Origin of the sequence: Pseudomonas sp. FSL L8-0168 (assembly GCF_037976155.1) — a bacterium.
Lineage (GTDB): Bacteria > Pseudomonadota > Gammaproteobacteria > Pseudomonadales > Pseudomonadaceae > Aquipseudomonas > Aquipseudomonas paracarnis.
In genome coordinates this window covers 3,577,741-3,593,563 of the sequence record NZ_CP150262.1, presented here as the reverse complement: position 1 = coordinate 3,593,563, position 15,823 = coordinate 3,577,741, and the positions used below count along the sequence as shown (strand labels likewise).

Annotated in this window: 18 protein-coding genes; 10 read left to right on the top strand and 8 right to left on the bottom strand. The window is 51.8% G+C overall.

The window, feature by feature from the left end:
• The first annotated feature begins 70 nt into the window (after positions 1 to 70).
• Positions 71 to 922 (top strand): SDR family oxidoreductase, encoded by an 852-nt coding sequence (locus MHH62_RS16355; protein ID WP_226033756.1) that lies wholly within the window; start codon positions 71 to 73, stop codon positions 920 to 922.
• A 146-nt stretch (positions 923 to 1,068) separates the two neighbouring features.
• On the opposite strand, the gene MHH62_RS16350 is transcribed toward MHH62_RS16355, so the two are convergent.
• On the bottom strand, positions 1,069 to 2,034 hold the full coding sequence (locus MHH62_RS16350; protein ID WP_339231382.1) for an AraC family transcriptional regulator: 966 nt from the start codon (positions 2,032 to 2,034) through the stop codon (positions 1,069 to 1,071).
• A 406-nt stretch (positions 2,035 to 2,440) separates the two neighbouring features.
• Here MHH62_RS16350 and MHH62_RS16345 point away from each other — a divergent pair, with 406 nt between their 5' ends.
• The 3 genes from MHH62_RS16345 (at position 2,441) to MHH62_RS16335 (ending at position 7,424) form a co-directional block, all read left to right on the top strand.
• The gene (locus MHH62_RS16345; protein ID WP_339231381.1) at positions 2,441 to 3,592 is read left to right on the top strand and encodes an outer membrane protein transport protein; all 1,152 of its coding nucleotides are present in this window, start codon (positions 2,441 to 2,443) and stop codon (positions 3,590 to 3,592) included.
• Between the two features lie 56 nt (positions 3,593 to 3,648).
• Positions 3,649 to 5,751 carry a 3-hydroxyacyl-CoA dehydrogenase NAD-binding domain-containing protein gene (locus MHH62_RS16340; protein ID WP_339231379.1) on the top strand — a complete coding sequence of 701 codons (2,103 nt, stop codon included), beginning with the start codon at positions 3,649 to 3,651 and terminating at the stop codon, positions 5,749 to 5,751.
• Between the two features lie 65 nt (positions 5,752 to 5,816).
• Positions 5,817 to 7,424: a methyl-accepting chemotaxis protein gene (locus MHH62_RS16335; RefSeq protein ID WP_339231377.1), complete on the top strand. Its 1,608-nt coding sequence runs from the start codon at positions 5,817 to 5,819 to the stop codon at positions 7,422 to 7,424.
• A 238-nt stretch (positions 7,425 to 7,662) separates the two neighbouring features.
• Here the strand turns inward: MHH62_RS16335 and MHH62_RS16330 are convergent, their stop codons facing one another.
• Entirely contained in the window at positions 7,663 to 8,217 is a 555-nt protein-coding gene (locus MHH62_RS16330; RefSeq protein ID WP_339231376.1) for a restriction endonuclease, read from the bottom strand.
• A 67-nt stretch (positions 8,218 to 8,284) separates the two neighbouring features.
• A complete protein-coding gene (locus tag MHH62_RS16325; RefSeq protein WP_339231375.1) occupies positions 8,285 to 8,503 on the bottom strand; it encodes a hypothetical protein in 219 nt (72 codons plus the stop codon).
• A 188-nt stretch (positions 8,504 to 8,691) separates the two neighbouring features.
• Here MHH62_RS16325 and MHH62_RS16320 point away from each other — a divergent pair, with 188 nt between their 5' ends.
• Positions 8,692 to 8,940 carry a CsbD family protein gene (locus tag MHH62_RS16320; RefSeq protein ID WP_057009840.1) on the top strand — a complete coding sequence of 83 codons (249 nt, stop codon included), beginning with the start codon at positions 8,692 to 8,694 and terminating at the stop codon, positions 8,938 to 8,940.
• A gap of 210 nt (positions 8,941 to 9,150) precedes the next feature.
• Here the strand turns inward: MHH62_RS16320 and MHH62_RS16315 are convergent, their stop codons facing one another.
• Positions 9,151 to 9,831 carry a competence protein CoiA family protein gene (locus MHH62_RS16315; protein WP_339231373.1) on the bottom strand — a complete coding sequence of 227 codons (681 nt, stop codon included), beginning with the start codon at positions 9,829 to 9,831 and terminating at the stop codon, positions 9,151 to 9,153.
• A 168-nt stretch (positions 9,832 to 9,999) separates the two neighbouring features.
• Complete coding sequence (locus MHH62_RS16310) at positions 10,000 to 10,509, bottom strand: hypothetical protein (RefSeq protein WP_339231371.1); 510 nt, start codon at positions 10,507 to 10,509, stop codon at positions 10,000 to 10,002.
• Positions 10,510 to 10,781: 272 nt separating this feature from the next.
• On the opposite strand from MHH62_RS16310, the gene MHH62_RS16305 reads away from it, so the two are divergent.
• The 3 genes from MHH62_RS16305 to MHH62_RS16295 all read left to right on the top strand — a co-directional run bounded on the left by MHH62_RS16305 (position 10,782) and on the right by MHH62_RS16295 (position 12,118).
• Entirely contained in the window at positions 10,782 to 11,189 is a 408-nt protein-coding gene (locus MHH62_RS16305; protein WP_339231370.1) for a hypothetical protein, read from the top strand.
• Positions 11,190 to 11,202: 13 nt separating this feature from the next.
• Positions 11,203 to 11,415 (top strand): hypothetical protein, encoded by a 213-nt coding sequence (locus MHH62_RS16300; protein WP_339231369.1) that lies wholly within the window; start codon positions 11,203 to 11,205, stop codon positions 11,413 to 11,415.
• A 205-nt stretch (positions 11,416 to 11,620) separates the two neighbouring features.
• The gene (locus MHH62_RS16295; protein ID WP_339231367.1) at positions 11,621 to 12,118 is read left to right on the top strand and encodes a GNAT family N-acetyltransferase; all 498 of its coding nucleotides are present in this window, start codon (positions 11,621 to 11,623) and stop codon (positions 12,116 to 12,118) included.
• A 479-nt stretch (positions 12,119 to 12,597) separates the two neighbouring features.
• On the opposite strand, the gene MHH62_RS16290 is transcribed toward MHH62_RS16295, so the two are convergent.
• Positions 12,598 to 13,020, bottom strand: coding sequence for a hypothetical protein (locus MHH62_RS16290; protein ID WP_339231365.1), 423 nt, complete (start codon positions 13,018 to 13,020; stop codon positions 12,598 to 12,600).
• A gap of 477 nt (positions 13,021 to 13,497) precedes the next feature.
• Here MHH62_RS16290 and MHH62_RS16285 point away from each other — a divergent pair, with 477 nt between their 5' ends.
• Positions 13,498 to 13,962: a hypothetical protein gene (locus MHH62_RS16285; protein ID WP_339231364.1), complete on the top strand. Its 465-nt coding sequence runs from the start codon at positions 13,498 to 13,500 to the stop codon at positions 13,960 to 13,962.
• 275 nt (positions 13,963 to 14,237) lie between these two features.
• On the opposite strand, the gene MHH62_RS16280 is transcribed toward MHH62_RS16285, so the two are convergent.
• A complete protein-coding gene (locus tag MHH62_RS16280; RefSeq protein ID WP_339231362.1) occupies positions 14,238 to 14,783 on the bottom strand; it encodes a hypothetical protein in 546 nt (181 codons plus the stop codon).
• A 301-nt stretch (positions 14,784 to 15,084) separates the two neighbouring features.
• Between MHH62_RS16280 and MHH62_RS16275 the strand changes: the two genes are divergently transcribed.
• The gene (locus MHH62_RS16275; RefSeq protein ID WP_339231361.1) at positions 15,085 to 15,297 is read left to right on the top strand and encodes a hypothetical protein; all 213 of its coding nucleotides are present in this window, start codon (positions 15,085 to 15,087) and stop codon (positions 15,295 to 15,297) included.
• A gap of 36 nt (positions 15,298 to 15,333) precedes the next feature.
• Here MHH62_RS16275 and MHH62_RS16270 read toward each other — a convergent pair whose 3' ends face one another.
• Complete coding sequence (locus MHH62_RS16270) at positions 15,334 to 15,819, bottom strand: hypothetical protein (RefSeq protein WP_339231360.1); 486 nt, start codon at positions 15,817 to 15,819, stop codon at positions 15,334 to 15,336.
• Positions 15,820 to 15,823: the final 4 nt, after the last annotated feature.

Below are 15,823 nucleotides of genomic sequence, written 5' to 3'. Positions count from 1 at the left end.
GCGTACTTACGAAAAGTTAGCTTGGCGGTTAGGGTGACCACTCTCCCTCTTCCTATCAAGGTATTTTTAAATGATCGCGATCACTGGTGCTTCTGGCGAGCTGGGCCGTCTTGTCATCAAATGTCTGCTCGAGCGCATCTCAGCGGATCAAATCACTGGCTTGATCAGAGATCCAAGTAAGGCTCAAGGGTTAGTCAGTTTGGGTGTGGCTCTACGTCATGCGGACTACAACGAGCCTGGTACTTTTGCGGAAGCGCTGAAAGGCGTTGATACACTGCTACTGATTTCCTCAAATGAAACGGGAGTCCGTACGACCCAGCACCGCACCGTTATAGATGCCGCCAAGGCCTCTGGGATTAAACTCATCGCCTACACCAGCGTTCTGCATGCTGATGTCTCTAGTTTGGGGTTGGCTGCTGATCACCGGGATACTGAAGAAGCCTTGAGAGAGTCTGGCATACCCTACGTATTGCTTCGCAATGGCTGGTACAGCGAAAACTACCTGGCAAATGTACCTTCAGCTTTGGAACATGGCGTCCTGCTGGGCAGCGCAGCTGACGGTAGAATCAGCTCAGCACCGCGCGCAGATTACGCTGAAGCTGCTGCGGTGGTTCTGACCACTGAGGGGCAGGCTGGTAAGGTTTATGAACTGGCAGGGGATAGCAGCTACACGTTATCCGACCTGGCTTCGATGATTAGCCAAAACACTGAGAAGCCTGTGATTTATCAGGACTTGCCACAGTCTGAGTTCGAAGCTGTATTGAGTAGCATTGGCTTGCCAGCTGGCTTGGCAGCGCTGCTTGCTGACTCGGATGCTGCGGCGGCACAAGGCGCGCTATACGATGACAGTGGGATGCTGAGTGCTTTGATTGGACGATCTACAACCGCTGTGCTTGATTCGTTAATGGAGATCGTTCAATAGGGACAGTCTCGGTCAGATGCACTTTTCTGATGGGGGCGCCGTCATGATGGCATCGTTGAGACCTGCACCTATTGGTTCGCGAGGAGTGCTCACCAGCCGCGTGAATTGCATGTCCGGAAAAGCAGGCCGTGCCGCCATCGCGGCCCTTATATCTGCCGAAGCGATGTACTACGGTATTGAGAAGGAGTGGTTTTAAACGCTGATTTGAACAGACGAGCAAAATGGCTTTGGTCGACGAAACCGACCGCCCAAGCAATATCGCTGATGGACACTATGGCTTGTGACGGTGTCGCTAGCAGTTGAGCTGCTTTGTTCAGCCGTGTCTCAAGCAGCAAGCCGCTGTAGGTTTGATTGAAAGTGGCCAGCACCCTGTGCAGATGGCGGGTGCTTATTCCCAGATGTCCCGCAATGGTGGTCGGGGATAGGGTGGGGTTTGGATAGTATTCAAGAATGAACCGACGGATGCGATTAGCTAATTCAGAATTATGTTTTTCAGGCGCTTTGACGTTCGCGACTAAGGCGCACATTGCGCCGAATTGGTCTGCCAGCACGAATCGAGGCAGCGGAGCTGTTTCCAAACCGGCATCAGCGAAGGCTGTTAGCAACCCCTGGAGCGGAAGCGACCAAGTACCACCCACGCCGAGCGGTTTTCCCACCAGAGCGTTAGGATCCGGTACCCATTTCCTCAACCAGTCCTCTGGCATGTGGGCGGTCAAGCAAATGCTGCCGTCAGGAAAGTCTAGAGAGTAAGGTTTCTGATCCGATAGCAGTACGAACGCGCCGGCGGGAACCTCGGAGGTCTCACCGCAATGAGAGACCTGGATGCGGCCTTTTCTGGCATAGAGCAGCTCAAAAAAAGGCCTTTGATCCCGCTTCGCCATTTCTATCGAGCGAGAGGTCTTTTGGGAATCGCACTCTAGAAAATTAAGATCTATGGGGCCGAGGCCATAGCGTGTCCACGATGCTCGAAATGTGTCCGGCACCGTGCTTTCCACTGACATCTCAGCAATCTCCGTAGAGACCACCGCCTTGAAAGCATTCAGTGGCGCCGAGTTTTCGACATCAGAGGTAGACCAGCGTCTATCTCGAGCTTCACTTGGAGTGATAACCATTATTGGCCTCTCTCGCTGCGTATACGTCGAAATCGCTCCAGTGAGCGGTTTCTTAGCATTCAGGAGTCGCTTTTTTCTTATAGGTCAGGCCTGGTGACATCACCTAGGGATGACCGAAAAGTGATGCCGAGTGCTTTGGCAGGCATGTGCATAAATTCACTCTATCTCAGGACTGCACGGCGGACAACACCCAGCATTTTCGGATTGTGCATGTCCCTGAGATCCTATTTCGAGGTCACCTCGGTGCGCGCGTCACCTCTTGGAATCTGGCAGTCTGGCATCAGCTCAGGGGTGCTTAGTGCCTCAACCGGATCCGCAGCAGACCTTAGTTAATCAAAGGTTTTTGTCGATCAAAGGGCACGCCTGATCTACGCGCCTCTATCAATAAAAATAATGAGAATAAGTCGTGAATAAATTCCTCGTCCTTGCAGGTGTAGTGCTCTCGTCTCAAATTCCTAGTATTTGCTTCGCGGCGAACGGAACCCAGCTGACCGGCTATGGGGCCAAAGCAGCGGGAATGGCAGGTGCTAGCGTCGCGTTTCCTCAAGATGCTATTGCTGCAGCTAACAACCCTGCCGGCATGGCTGAAGTAGGTAGTCGAGTGGATGGGGATTTCCAGATCCTGTACGTCGACACTGAAACTGAGTTTCTTAACAGTGAGAACAAGCATAGCGGGAAGCGTTATGCACCGATCCCGGAGTTCGGGGTGAACTATCAGGTCAATGATAGGCTTTCACTAGGATTCTCTACGGCGGCCAGCGGGGTGTTGTTCCGTTATGATGACGAACTTATCCCTAATCCAAACGTTGACAGGGCCAAAGGCGCATTCATGCAAGTGATTGGCCTTCCAACTATTGCTTATAAGGTAACAGACCAGCTTTCCCTTGGCTTTTCACTTGCATTGGCGGCACAACGACTTGAAATACAGGGAATTCCTTTGCCGGATGGTAGTGCAAGTAATCCAGCTCACGGCGCTGAATATTCTTACGGGGCGAGTTGGAGAGCCGGAGCGCTCTGGAAGGCCAAGCCGTGGCTGTCTGTAGGGGCTATGTACGCAAGTAAAATCAAGATGAGCAACTACAACTCTTATGAGGATGACTTGCTCTCAACAACCGGTGGTTCGATTGATATACCGGAACAGTATGCTCTGGGGGTGGCGGTCAAGCCAATTGATAACTTGACGGTTGCGCTTGACTGGCAGCACATCTCTTGGCAGAACAGCGACACATACCATGAAACATTTGGTTGGCGTTCACAAGATATCTTCAGGCTTGGTGCATCGTATGAGCTTTCTCCGGATTGGACAATTCGAGCAGGTTACAGCACTACTCGTAAACAATTCCCCACGGACTATACGTTACAAAACACTTTGTTAGTTGGTATAAATCCCAAAGCTGCGACTTTCGGCGTGACTCGAGACTTCAAAGAAAATGGCGAGTTGACACTGGGGTATGAGTACGATCTAAGTACAAGCTCAAAAGGTACCGGTACGAGCGAAGGCACTAAGATTCGTACCAACATGGGTTTCGTAACTGTCGGCTACGGCTGGAAGTTTTGAGCTGAACTCTGAAATTTTACAGTAATAATGATCGCCTTTAGTTTGAGGAATATTGAATGTACTCTGGAATTACCATGAGCCTCTTTCGGCTGCCCGAGGAGTTTATTGAGTGGCGCTTGGATTTGCCTGGGCCGGTTAATATCCTGAACGAGCAAGCCATACGCGAGTGGGGAGAGGCGCTTAATATACTCGAACAAACGTCCGGAATCAGAGGGTTGGTCATCACCAGCGGGAAAAACAGCTTCATTGCTGGTGCTGATATCAAAGGTTTTCCATCCATTTTTTCCGGAAGCGAAAATAGCATTGAGCAATGGGCTGCCCATTGTCAGGATCTGTGCAATAGGATCGAGACGTTACCTTTCCCTTCCGTGGCCGCTATAGAGCGTTTTGCGCTGGGTGGTGGATTAGAGTTTGCGCTCAGTGCGGATTATAGAGTCATCTCACATGGCTCGCGCTTGGCATTGCCTGAAGTAACACTTGGCCTCTGTCCCGGATGGGGAGGTTCGGTACGTCTTTCCCGCCTGATGGGCCTTGATGCGGCGATTACCTATATCGTCGAGGGCAAGGCTATCGATTCAGATACTGCAGTATCCCGCTGTTTAGTCGACTTTGCAGTGAATCCTGAGGATCTTCTTAGTGAGTCCATGGCGCTATTGAAATCCAAGGCTCGATCACGTCAACTTTGGCAGGGCAGGAGGGATCTCAAGCGGGCGCCCATCCAGGCGCACTCAGTCAAACAAAAGGATGTAGAAGCAGCTACCCACGATAACGCTTATCGAGCACCAGCGGAAATCCATCGCCTGGTTTCTACCAGCGCTTTTGAACCTTTCGACAAGGCCCTACAGGCTGAGCGAGAGCTTTTTGCAAGGCTGGCGAAGAGTGCTGAAGCTCGAAATCTTGTGGGCTTGTTCCTCGCAGAGCAAGCGCTGAAGAAGCGAAACTCTAGTAGCTTAGCTGCACTGCCCAAAGCGGATGTGGGAGGCGTGGTTGGCGCAGGTGTTATGGGCGGAGGTATCGCATATCAGATGGCAATAAGCGGTATGAAAGTCATATTGAAAGATATCACGCAACCAGCGCTGGATCTGGGTATTGATACTATTAATACCTATTTATCGAAGCAAGTTAAGCGTGGAAAGCTTACGCCGTCTGAGGCTGAAATAGCTTGCGCTAACGTAAACACGACACTGGATGACGATCCAGTTTCGGATTGCCAGGTTCTGATTGAAGCCGTAGCGGAGAGGGTCGATATAAAAAGTTCCGTCTTGTCTGCGCTTGAAAAAAGGCTTCCCGCCAGTGCCATCCTGTCCTCTAACACCTCCACAATCTCCATAAGCGAACTGGCTCAGACTCTGTCACGTCCTGAAAATTTCTGTGGAATACACTTTTTCAACCCTGTCCCCGCCATGTCTCTTGTGGAGGTCGTGCGAGGCGAGAAGACCTCGGACGAAACAATCACCCGAGCTGTCACATTTGCCGTTGCGATTGGGAAAACACCCATTGTTGTGAATGATGGGGCTGGATTCTACGTAAATCGTATTTTGTTTCCTTATTTTAACGCGTTCAATCTTTTGTTAAATGCGGGTGTCGGTTTCCTCCGTATAGATGCGGTTATGCAGCGCTTTGGTTGGCCTATGGGGCCAGCAGCATTGGCTGACGTTATCGGATTGGATATTCTGGTACATGCTGACGGCGTTTTGCAGCAAGCTTTCCCAGACCGGATGCGCCACCAAGTTCCAGTCATTGCCGAAAAGCTACTAGGTGAAGGCTTTCTTGGCAAAAAAAATGGGTCAGGATTTTATGATTACTCTGGTCTTCTTGATGCCAGTCGAAAAAAACCCTCGATAAGAGCTGAGGTTTACGCTACTGGCTCGATTGCAGAACATGAAATCTCCGATCAGGAAATCGTAGATCGGTTGATGATCCCGATGTGTCTGGAGGCTGCCCGTTGCCTTGCGGATAATACAATTCACAGTGCTGAAGATGGGAATCTTGCAGCCGTAATGGGCTTGGGGTTTCCGCGATTTCGGGGAGGGCCGCTCAGCTATATTGAAACAGTCGGTGTTGATGCCTTTGTGAGGTCTGCGTCGTTATTAGAAAATCTGGGCCCACTCTACGAGGGGAACTTTATATTGACAACGTTTATGAGCGCGGATAGTTAGTTTCTGTCTCAATGGGTGACAGTCGTCATTGGTTGCATGTGATGTCTCCTAAAGCCTGAGATTCAATGTTCTATGTTGGTTGTTTTCTGTCGTCCATAGAGGGTTCTGCCGTGCTTGGTCTACGTAGACTTATAGAAGATATGAGGGTTCAGTATAAGCTGGCGTTAGGCTTCTCTATTGCCATAGTGATTGGGCTTGGGGTAACTGTTTCTGGCTTCTTAGGAACCTACAAATTGTCTGCACTGATTCACGAGAACTGGGAGGTTGTAGCGCTAGAGCGGAAGCTCCTATCTCAAAATCTCAGATTTCACGAACAATTTCCTCAAGCTAATATCAATGCGGCGGAAATATTGCTTCGTGAGCAATATTCTTATCCGACTGAGCACGAAGATATCGCCATATCAACTGAGGAGGCATTATTAAAAGCTGAATCTGAGCTCGTTGATATCGAAAAAACTCTCGAATCCACGAGGCCGGACTCATCAGTGAGCCCAAGTAGTCGTCTAACTGCTGGCGAGGCTTTAGCGAGCGCCATAAAAAGTGTTGGATTAACGCTCTCCGGGGTGTCAGCAAAGGTCAGCGCGGAACAGCAAAGAACAATTCATATCATCTACTGGTTCTTAATATCCGCCTCCGTCCTGGCAATGGTAGGTAGCGCTTTCGCAGTGATCGTCATATCACGACAGCTTGTCCCTCAAATTAAAACTACAGCATCCGTCGCGGAAAGCATTGCAGCAGGTGATTTACGGGAAACAACCCGGTCAGATCGACGTGACGAAATCGGCCAACTACAGCGTGCTACTCATTCCATGTGCTCGGGCCTTCGAGATTTGGTTGGTCGCATAGGTGAAAGCGCAACACACCTAAGCAGCGCCTCCAAAGAACTGCTCGAGGATGGCAGTGAATCTCAGATCAATATAGATCAACAACGAGCACAGGTTGAGCAGGTCGCAGTAGCTATTAATCAGTTGGTGTTCACCGTGCAAGAGATCGCCCGGAATACAGAGATCGCAGCAGTTTCAGCCGCGAACTCCGATGCGAAAGCTCGAAACGGGGAGGCCCTAGTTCGCGATACCGTAGCCCAGATTGAACATCTTGGGGAGGAGATGGATGAGCTTGGCTCAGCAATGGAAAGGCTTCGGCAGGACGGAGCCAAGATCGGTCAGATCGTAGATGTCATCAACTCCATCGCAACACAGACGAACCTATTGGCGCTTAACGCGGCGATTGAAGCGGCACGAGCTGGAGAGCAAGGCAGGGGATTCGCCGTGGTTGCAGATGAAGTCCGGGCTTTGGCGATGCGAACACAGCAGTCGACCACAGAAATTGAAGGTCTGGTAGATGCACTCCAGCAAGGTAGCTCAGCGGCCTCCTCACTGGTTTTACGGGGAAACGACCGTACTCGTGAAATCGTCACCAAGGCGAAGGACGTTAGGTCTCTCTTGTTAGAGTTCGGCCAGTCTATTGCTGGAATCCAGGAGATGAATCAGCAAATTGCTGCGGCTGCGGAACAGCAAGGTGCCGCTGTAGGGGAGATAAATCAAAATATTCAACACGTCAGGTCATTGGCAGACGCATCTGCGACAACGGCAGAGCGAAACACAAAATCGATTCGAAATTTAGCGAAATTGGGCTCTGAGTTGACTGCATCCGTGAGTCGCTTTCGGCTTTAGCAAAATGCAGGTGCGATGGTTATTACTCCAGCATCAATTTGCGCCAGGCTGTTCTTGGAGGCGATGGCGAAGCGGGTTTGAGCTGCAGCCGGATTTTTCCTTGAGGTGAAGTCTGGTCAATCCTCGCTTCGTCTGATGAGTGACCTTCGGGTGGAGTTGAGCCGGGTGACTCATCCGGTAGGCTGGTCGAGTTACTGATCAGTGGAAACGGCACGGATTCATGGATATGGAGATAGATCTAGTCACCAAACATCTCATCGAGCTCTGTATCAGCACGACCCAAGGATTTCATCGTGATGTTGCCAGCGTCATTTTCACCGACGTGCCAGAGCGAAAATTTCGGAAGGTTTAGCCAGGCCGGTGGCTTCGCATCAACTGGAAAAGCCGAGCGGGTATGATAGGTTGCTGCACCGTCGATTATCGACACCAGCGCAATACCATGCACCCTTGCGTATCTTATCGCTCCGGATTGAAACCCTGTTGTGGTGAACAGCATTCCTTTATGAGCGCCCACAGATCTCACCTTGTCGTGCAGTACCTGAACCAGCTCCCGCTCGACTGCGTTACGGTATTTTTTGCACTCAATCAGCACGATGAATTCGGCCCCTGCAAAAGCTTGGAATTTCGCCAGCACGTCGATCTGGTAGGTAGAGTCGTAGGCCTCGACCTTCACGTCGTGCTTGACCTCCAGCGATGTCAGTTCACCTCCCTGTTTGAGGATCCAGTCTCTGACCAAGAACTCGAACTCAGTGGCGTTAATTTCGAGGTTGGGATTCGCCATTGGTGGGAACATTCTTTTCCTTATCGTTCAGTCGAATTAGCAGTGCGCGATAGGTGCGCAGGACTCGGGGTAGCAGCACCTAAGACTGTCGAATCCTCAAAATGGAATCGGTGATGGCTTGAGTATTTGCGTCCAGCGCTTCCATGGCCGACATCGCATGAGCGGCGACGCTTCCCACTCCATTTTCTGAAAGCCACTTGGTTATTTCTTCTATTGCTGCACCTAGTGCGTGCTGGTTATGCAGCAGCAATGTCAGGGTGTCCGCCGTGGCGATCTTGTAGTCCGAGGTATCTGGCATGAAAGTCTTCCTTGAGAATGAGGCAGAGAGCCTAGTTCATCTCACCGCTGGCTGAAACGATGTGGGTAGCTCCCGGTGCTCAGCAACTTTGAACTAATCATGACGACCACGCCCCTAATCCTGTGCAAATAGCCGCTAGCTCAGGTCAACCCTGAGCATCCTATTTACAAACAAAGGTTTGGTGAATCATGAAGAGCGAACAGGTAGAAGGCGTTGTAGAAAAGGTTGCCGGCAAAGCGCAGAGCGCAGTCGGGAAACTGTTTGGTGATTCGAAGCTTGAAGCCGAAGGTGCGGGACGCCAGGCTGCCGGTCAGTTGACCCAAACCTATGGCGATGCACTGGACAGTGTGTCTACGTTCGTCAAAGAGAAGCCGGTTGCTGCACTTGCAATTGGTGCAGTAGCCCTGCTGGTACTAGACCGTCTCCTGCGTCGCTGAAGGTGGGAGGAAAAGCCTTGAGTTGCTTCTCCCGAAATCGTCTCTCGTACTCTCCAGGGCTATCTCTGAAGGGTGCGAGGGTTATAGGGATACCTTGGAGAGCACTTTATGAGCGTCCCGTCCCTCAGTAGTCTCGAAGTATTTGATTTGCAAGCTGGCACAGCAATGAGCCCGAAGGACAGAGATGCCGGCTAGACGCTTGGTCGGTTTTTATTGATCCGCCTTACCGGATTTATCAGAGGCCGGGCCTCCATTGAAGCTAAAATCGGTGGTGCCGTTGGTGATCCATTCGACCAGCTTTTCCTTGTGTGTGTAAGCCACCACTCCACGTTTTTGAGTCGGATCGAATCTTAAGACGCGCCATATACCAAAATCGGGGCCGAAGTCGATGAACACGGGTTTGGAAACCCACCAGCGAGCAAAAAGCTTGCTGCGGGAATGCCAGCTAAATGAAGCCAGTCCATTCTCCGACACTTTTGACAAACCCATTCTGAAGTTGTACCTGTCGAACTCAGTTCGCGTGCCATCGATCACCCAGATCATATTTTGATAGTAGTTTTGCCTCGCGATGACCTCTTCAGGATGTATTGTCGATCTCTGAAACTCAATAACCATCCCTGAAGGCGTTCGGACATCTGCTATATGTCGCTCCCCTGAGGACGCTTGCAACACAACTTCCTGCCACTCGGTTGGGAACATATTCTTCCAATCGCGATGCCATGCCGTTTCCGTTTCCCACCACGGATCGCAATTGTCCAAACGTTTATGAGCCCAATGCCAGACGACATGGTTCCCGCATTTAGCGACGGTCTGGGAACCACAAAAACTGCAAACACCACGTGCTTTTGGAGTGGCCTCTACACGAGCACCTTCAAGCAATGAGTATTTCATTTTCTTCCTTGATGCTAAAAATGGGGGGGCGGCAGCTCTTAACTTCCTAGTCGGCAGTACCTTGTAACTCACAGGATGAAAGACAAATATCTGAGCACGGAAGTCGTCCTAGCAGCCTGGCAGGCCTGCGTAAATGTCTAAAGAGGCGGGTGGCGGAGGGTGCCCCACTTAAATCGCCTTCAGGAGACGCTCAAGCGTTTGATGCTCCCATGTGCTCAGCATAGCAATGGGATCTGTGCCAAAGCGATTTCCCGAGTCTAAAGACCAGCTCCGTCCGTCAGGGCTTATGCACTCTTCGCAGTAGCCCAGCTCATCGCGGTCGTTATGAATAGATATTCGCCAACCTTCGACATTAACTTTGAAGCGCTCCGCATAAATTTCTTCCCATCCCCTCTCGCAGGCTCTGACCATAATTAGGCGCCCAAGAGCTACCTCCCTCAGCACTTGGCTGACCTCTCGCGCTGAGAGTGGAGCCTCTTCGGCAGCGCCGTCTAGCTGCGACGAACGAGCTGCCGCTCTGGCCTCTTTCAACAATTGCTCAGCGTACATAGCCGGATCATCATCTGGCAGCGGGTAGCCTGCAGCAGATAGAGCTTCGGCGCGCTCTTCAATGAGCAGACGCTCAGGATCGCGAACCGTTTGGTAGGCTCTGCCTGGTACGCGTCGAGTTGTGTCCACTCCCTGCTCCCCAGAAGGCTGATGACTAAGAGCGACTAAATTACTTTTAGAACGATAACAGAACGTTTCGAATATCGATGCCGAGCTCCGAATCATGAGGGTAGGATGCGTTGCGATCTATGCTTCACAGAGGCTCAGACACCAAGCAAGCGGAGCGCGCAGGCGTGAGGGATGCGAGCCCGCAGGGGCGAGACACGCCTTGACGGGGCTCGATTCACGGCAGCCTGACGCCGCAGGCGGCATGCCATCAACGCCAACAAGAGGTAACTCAAATGCCCGACGATGAACTCCGCGAACTGGAGGCCAAGAGACGAAAGGCTTTGTGGATGCTTGCGAACATATCTCCAGGCGATTCGAAGGCGTTCGATGCCTTATCCATCCTTGATGACCTTGACCTTCAAGAACGGAAATATTCCCCCAATGCTGACAAGGCACTTGATCTCAACCAGCTTCGGGATTGTGTCACGCTGCAGCATCACAACTCCGGAATCGACATCATCTTGGAGCAGACTATCCCGCAGCCGTGGAGGGAGCGCTTCTTTCAGGCAAGCGTAGGGTCGACCAAGCTGGTAGATGGTTTTTACTCCTGTGACTGGGATAAATTCTTGGCTGGTTGGGATGTAGAGATGCGGCACTTGGAGCAGCATAGGGCTGCCAAATACAAACCTGGAACAGACTGAACGGATGACGGGAATGGGACACGACGATGACACGGTGTACTGCGATATCCAGATGCCGCTAGCCCAGGGTCGAGAGCTTCTGGAGTTGGTGAATGCACTGCGAGAGTCGAGAGCACATCCCTGTCTCGATAAAGTCTTCGAACGCATGCAAGACGAGCTCAGCACATCGATTAATATCGTCGAAAATCCACCGACGTGGGGCCCTTGGGGCCGACGCATCACTTAGCACTGGCACCACGCTCCATCCAGGCTAGCCATTACCCTACCTGACCTTGTCTTGAGACGCCTCGAAGGCAATCTGTTGCCAGCTAAATCCAGCTGCTCATACAGCTAAGGAGGCTCTACGGCGGGCATTGCGGCCAACTAGATGTAATGCGAAGAATCCGCACACCGATTACCATGCAGGCCTTTGGGATCACCGAGGTACTGATATGTGGGCATCCGTATACCGCTCCGCCACCCCAGGCGATGCGGTGAATTGCTTCCGCGCTGAAGGCTCAGCCTGCGCAGGCGACGCGAACGCTACCCTAGAAGATTTTCAGGATTGGATTCAACGCACCCCCGAGAACTTCCTCATCTATGAGCATGAAGGCAATTTCGTAGGCTTTGCTCATTTTGGCCACTCGAATGACGACTTCATCTCGGAAGAAGGTTTCAAAGAACAGTGCAATGAGGATGCATCTGCCCCCTATATCCACGTCAGATCCATTGCAGTCGATCCGTTGTTTCAACGGGATCGTTTCGTACAAGCGCTGATCGCTAATTTTGAGTCTATTCCAGAAGACCTCAATAAGAAGTCAGTCCATCTGCGTTGTAGGGATCAGTACGTCGACTTTTTTCGGGAGCAGGGGTATCGATATATCCAAGCGATGACTTCCGACGAGGTCAGCACGTGGCATGAGATGGGCATCAAATTGAGGTGGGATTGATTACGAGAGTTAACTGCGCGTGCGGATCAATCAATGATCGCATGAGTCCTGCGTGAGTAAATTGCTCGAGTGCGTGGGCATGGAAAGCAGTGCGCGGCGTGCAAGATGGAAGCCCAAAGGCCTAGACGTGGGCTTTCCAAGGCTCAGCTCACGACAACCATTCCCCGCAGTGGCACGCACCAATCCGCCCCTGCGTGAACAACTTAGTCAGGCACCCAGCCAGCTGACTCTTCGCATCGCTACCTCTTCACCAGATCTTTGTATCGTTCTCGTGACTCAAGGATCTGATCCCTGAGCTCTTCAGGATCAATCCTCATCCCGCCACGAGGTGTTGTCGGCAGCGTTTGCAGGCTATTCACCGCTTTGATGAACTCTCGTTCCTCTGCCTGCACCCAGGCAGGACGTTTGTCTTTCCAAAATAGCCATGCCATCGGTTTTTCCCCATGTCTGGTTGGATGGAGGGGAACGGTAGACTACGTCTACTCGTTGATGAACCCTTTGCCGACATACTCCCTGTGAAGCAGCTCAGCTCGCTCAACTGCATGCCTATGAGAGTCTGCAGGTATCTCGCCAGGCTCAGCAGGAAAATTGCTTGGCTTCATCGCCTGGAGGAGATACAGCTCCCCTAGATTCTCCTGGGCTTGCTGGGTGTACCTAGCTTGAAGTACCTCGGCTACCTCTTTGAAGCCAGCGCTTGATGGGCCGTTGTCCCAGTACCACTGCTTCATATCCTGATAGATCTGAAGATGGACGCTGTCGAACCCTCCGCGATGCTCATCAATGTCGAATGTGTACCTACCGGGATCAAGCTGATAGAGGACTAACTCTTGCAGCAGATAGGCTGTTCCATACATGCCGTTGAGGAGGATTTCGCGATGTATTACGTATGGTGACTGTTGCATCAGTGACCTCTCGCGGAGCTATGGCAACTCCTGTTTGGGGGGACTTCTGATTTGTTATGCAACTAGACAGGCGGAGCGCGCAGGCTTGAGGATAGAAGTCCGAAGGGCCAGGACGGCGAAGCGCTGCTTGGCTGCCTTTGTCATCACCTAAAGGTCGGCGTCGTTCCAATGGAGAGAGCTCAACATGAGGTAGTTGAAGGTGTCATCGAGTTTTACGGGGGCGCTATCGGGGCGAAACAAGGATGAAAAGGTCATGCCAGCATCTCTCTTGGGTGATTGCGAGAAATGAAGACCATGGGGTGCAGTTGGTCAAGGTTATGAAGGGTAAGTTTTTTGGTTTTCCGACGAGAAATCAGTATCTAGCGAGCATACCCTTACGACTTGCCCGCCGTTTGTTAGGGACGACTTCATGTTTATCAAGACCGTCTTTCCCCGGCTGTGCAGGGACAGTCGCAACCTTCAAACAGGAGCAGCAAGGTGGAACGGCCTTCTTTTTTTATCGATTTCGAGGCATCAGGGATAGCCCCAGATAGCTATCCCATTGAGGTGGCTGTCGTGTCGAATGAAACCTGGTTCAGTTCGTTGATAAAGCCAGCCAGCTATTGGACGCATTGGTCGTTCGATGCGCAAGACATGCATGGTCTTACTCAGGATCATTTACTTCAGGAAGGTGATGCCCCACCCACCGTGGCGGAACGAATGAATCAGCTGTTTTCAGGGCAGGTGCTTTGCAGCGACTCACCTCAAGATGTTTTTTGGCTCGATGTCCTCTACGAAGCAGCAGACCTGATGCCGACCTTCGAGTTGAAGCCTTTGGAGGTGTTAGTGGGCCGGGAGGCGGCTTGTGACATTTATCGCCTACTGCCAACAACCAGGCGCCATCGAGCTCTGCATGACGCTACTGCTTTGATGGAGGCCTGCCGTGCTTTTTTTACGGCTTGAATTTTTGAAGGGGTGTAACACCGCAGCCGTACGAATGCATCGAACCCATTGAGCTTTGGATTTAGCTCAGCCTGAGTGTCCACTCGAACCGAAGTCAAGTGATCACGCGGCTGGATAAGCATGGTAAGTCGAGCGCGCAAGCGTGTGGGATGGACGCCCGAGGGCCGAGACGTAGACTCGGTTAACGAGAGCCGCTCCCGATGGGCACGCAACACCGCAATCTTCGCGTATCAGACAAGTACGACAGACGATTCCCGCACAGTGTATTGCGACGTTCAAATGCCGCCTCGTCTGTGTGCGATTAAGCTCTCCACGGCCTCGCTGGCTGATAAACCTTCGTGCTTACGTGCGAGTAAAAAATTCTGGTCAAACACTGCCTGGTTGTTAGATATCAAGTCGTGGCATGTGGCAAAAAAATCTGGAGGCAAGCGCCCATCAACGGCGCGCGAACTTGAAGGCTCGATGACAGACATATCTCCATTGGCCCGTTCTAGAAGAGCTAACCAAAGCCCATGGGGGACAGTTGTACGATTTTCGTGTCGATTCCGGTATGACAGTATCCGAAGCAGTTCAGGAACTCGGTTGATAACGACTTCGCAAACGACGCGCAGCTCCTCAAACGGAGCGTCACTCATACCTATGATAGAGCTGTGATGCAGTTTGGATATAGATTGGTAGGGCTCTTCGATTTTGACACGATAGTCGTAAGCTAACTGCAGAGCCAGAGCACCGAATCGGTCGGCACCTAGAAATGAGGCGAGGCGTTCGATAGCTTCGAGCTCATGTAGGTTTTTTCGTGTCAAAGCTATTAAGTTGCCCACGATTTCTCCGGTAGTTCGATAGCACTGTTCACTGAGTCGGTCTCCTGCTATCAACCATGCGATCTGGGATTAATCTTGCCGACAACCATCGATTTTATCCACATCCAGCCAACGCAGCTAACGCATTTGAACATTAAGGCAAGCGGAGCGCGCAGGCGTGTGGGATGGAAGCCCGAAGGGCCGAGACGCCGGCGCTTGCGCCAACGCTCGGTTTACGACAGCGCCTCCCCGAAGGGGCACGGCCTAATGCCTGTGGTGGGAACAGAGGCCAACACCATACTGCGAGGTTTTTTTGATGGGAATGACAGGCGATGACGACACAGTCTACTGCGACGTCCAGATGTCTTTAGCGCAGGGCCGCGAGCTGTTCCAACTGGTTAGCGCATTGAGGGAGTCAAAAGCCCATTCGCCTCTCGACAGGGTTTTCGAGCGCATGCAAGACGAGCTCAGCGCATCGATTGATATCGTCGAAAATCCACCGACCTGGGGCCCTTGGGGCCGACGCACCACTTAGCACTGGCACCACGCTCCATCCAGACTAGCGACTACCCTAGCTGAAGGTTTGCGTACGCAGCCAATCTTCCACTTTTTGCCATCGGTCAGCCTCGGAAAATTTTGACCTTCCTGTATCTAGAATCTCAAGCAGTCGCTGTCTCTCCGCACGAGAGGGAAACCAATCATCAATCTCGACGCTGCAGTGGTTGGACTCGCTCAGTGCCCATCTCACGACAATATCCGCAGCGGCTCTGTAGTGATCCGCCATGTACAGCCGCCGTCCTTCAACAGACCATCCACGCTTTGCTAGCTCATCGGTCACGTCGATGATGCCAAGGTCACCAAAGTAGGCTGTCGTGTCAGGATAATGGATACCTGCCAACGACACCTTGGCCACGCCGGATTCCCAATCAAAATAAGAAAGGAAATGCCACCCACCGGTGGTGCTTCCTAGATGCGGGAAATTGATGGCGGCTTTCCCTGTTATGTAGTGCTGATGCGAGACGCGTTTGAGGTCAAAGTCGAAGAGTGGCTTGTTCATGGCA

What these genes read in the sequence shown, in the direction of transcription:
- MHH62_RS16355 (WP_226033756.1), top strand. Translation starts at nt 71, where the DNA reads ATGATCGCGATCACTGGTGCTTCTGGCGAGCTGGGCCGTCTTGTCATC.
- MHH62_RS16350 (WP_339231382.1), bottom strand. Translation starts at nt 2,034, where the DNA reads ATGGTTATCACTCCAAGTGAAGCTCGAGATAGACGCTGGTCTACCTCT.
- MHH62_RS16340 (WP_339231379.1), top strand. Translation starts at nt 3,649, where the DNA reads ATGTACTCTGGAATTACCATGAGCCTCTTTCGGCTGCCCGAGGAGTTT.
- MHH62_RS16335 (WP_339231377.1), top strand. Translation starts at nt 5,817, where the DNA reads ATGTTCTATGTTGGTTGTTTTCTGTCGTCCATAGAGGGTTCTGCCGTG.
- MHH62_RS16330 (WP_339231376.1), bottom strand. Translation starts at nt 8,217, where the DNA reads ATGTTCCCACCAATGGCGAATCCCAACCTCGAAATTAACGCCACTGAG.
- MHH62_RS16325 (WP_339231375.1), bottom strand. Translation starts at nt 8,503, where the DNA reads ATGCCAGATACCTCGGACTACAAGATCGCCACGGCGGACACCCTGACA.
- MHH62_RS16320 (WP_057009840.1), top strand. Translation starts at nt 8,692, where the DNA reads ATGAAGAGCGAACAGGTAGAAGGCGTTGTAGAAAAGGTTGCCGGCAAA.
- MHH62_RS16315 (WP_339231373.1), bottom strand. Translation starts at nt 9,831, where the DNA reads ATGAAATACTCATTGCTTGAAGGTGCTCGTGTAGAGGCCACTCCAAAA.
- MHH62_RS16305 (WP_339231370.1), top strand. Translation starts at nt 10,782, where the DNA reads ATGCCCGACGATGAACTCCGCGAACTGGAGGCCAAGAGACGAAAGGCT.
- MHH62_RS16300 (WP_339231369.1), top strand. Translation starts at nt 11,203, where the DNA reads ATGGGACACGACGATGACACGGTGTACTGCGATATCCAGATGCCGCTA.
- MHH62_RS16295 (WP_339231367.1), top strand. Translation starts at nt 11,621, where the DNA reads ATGTGGGCATCCGTATACCGCTCCGCCACCCCAGGCGATGCGGTGAAT.
- MHH62_RS16290 (WP_339231365.1), bottom strand. Translation starts at nt 13,020, where the DNA reads ATGCAACAGTCACCATACGTAATACATCGCGAAATCCTCCTCAACGGC.
- MHH62_RS16275 (WP_339231361.1), top strand. Translation starts at nt 15,085, where the DNA reads ATGACAGGCGATGACGACACAGTCTACTGCGACGTCCAGATGTCTTTA.
- MHH62_RS16270 (WP_339231360.1), bottom strand. Translation starts at nt 15,819, where the DNA reads ATGAACAAGCCACTCTTCGACTTTGACCTCAAACGCGTCTCGCATCAG.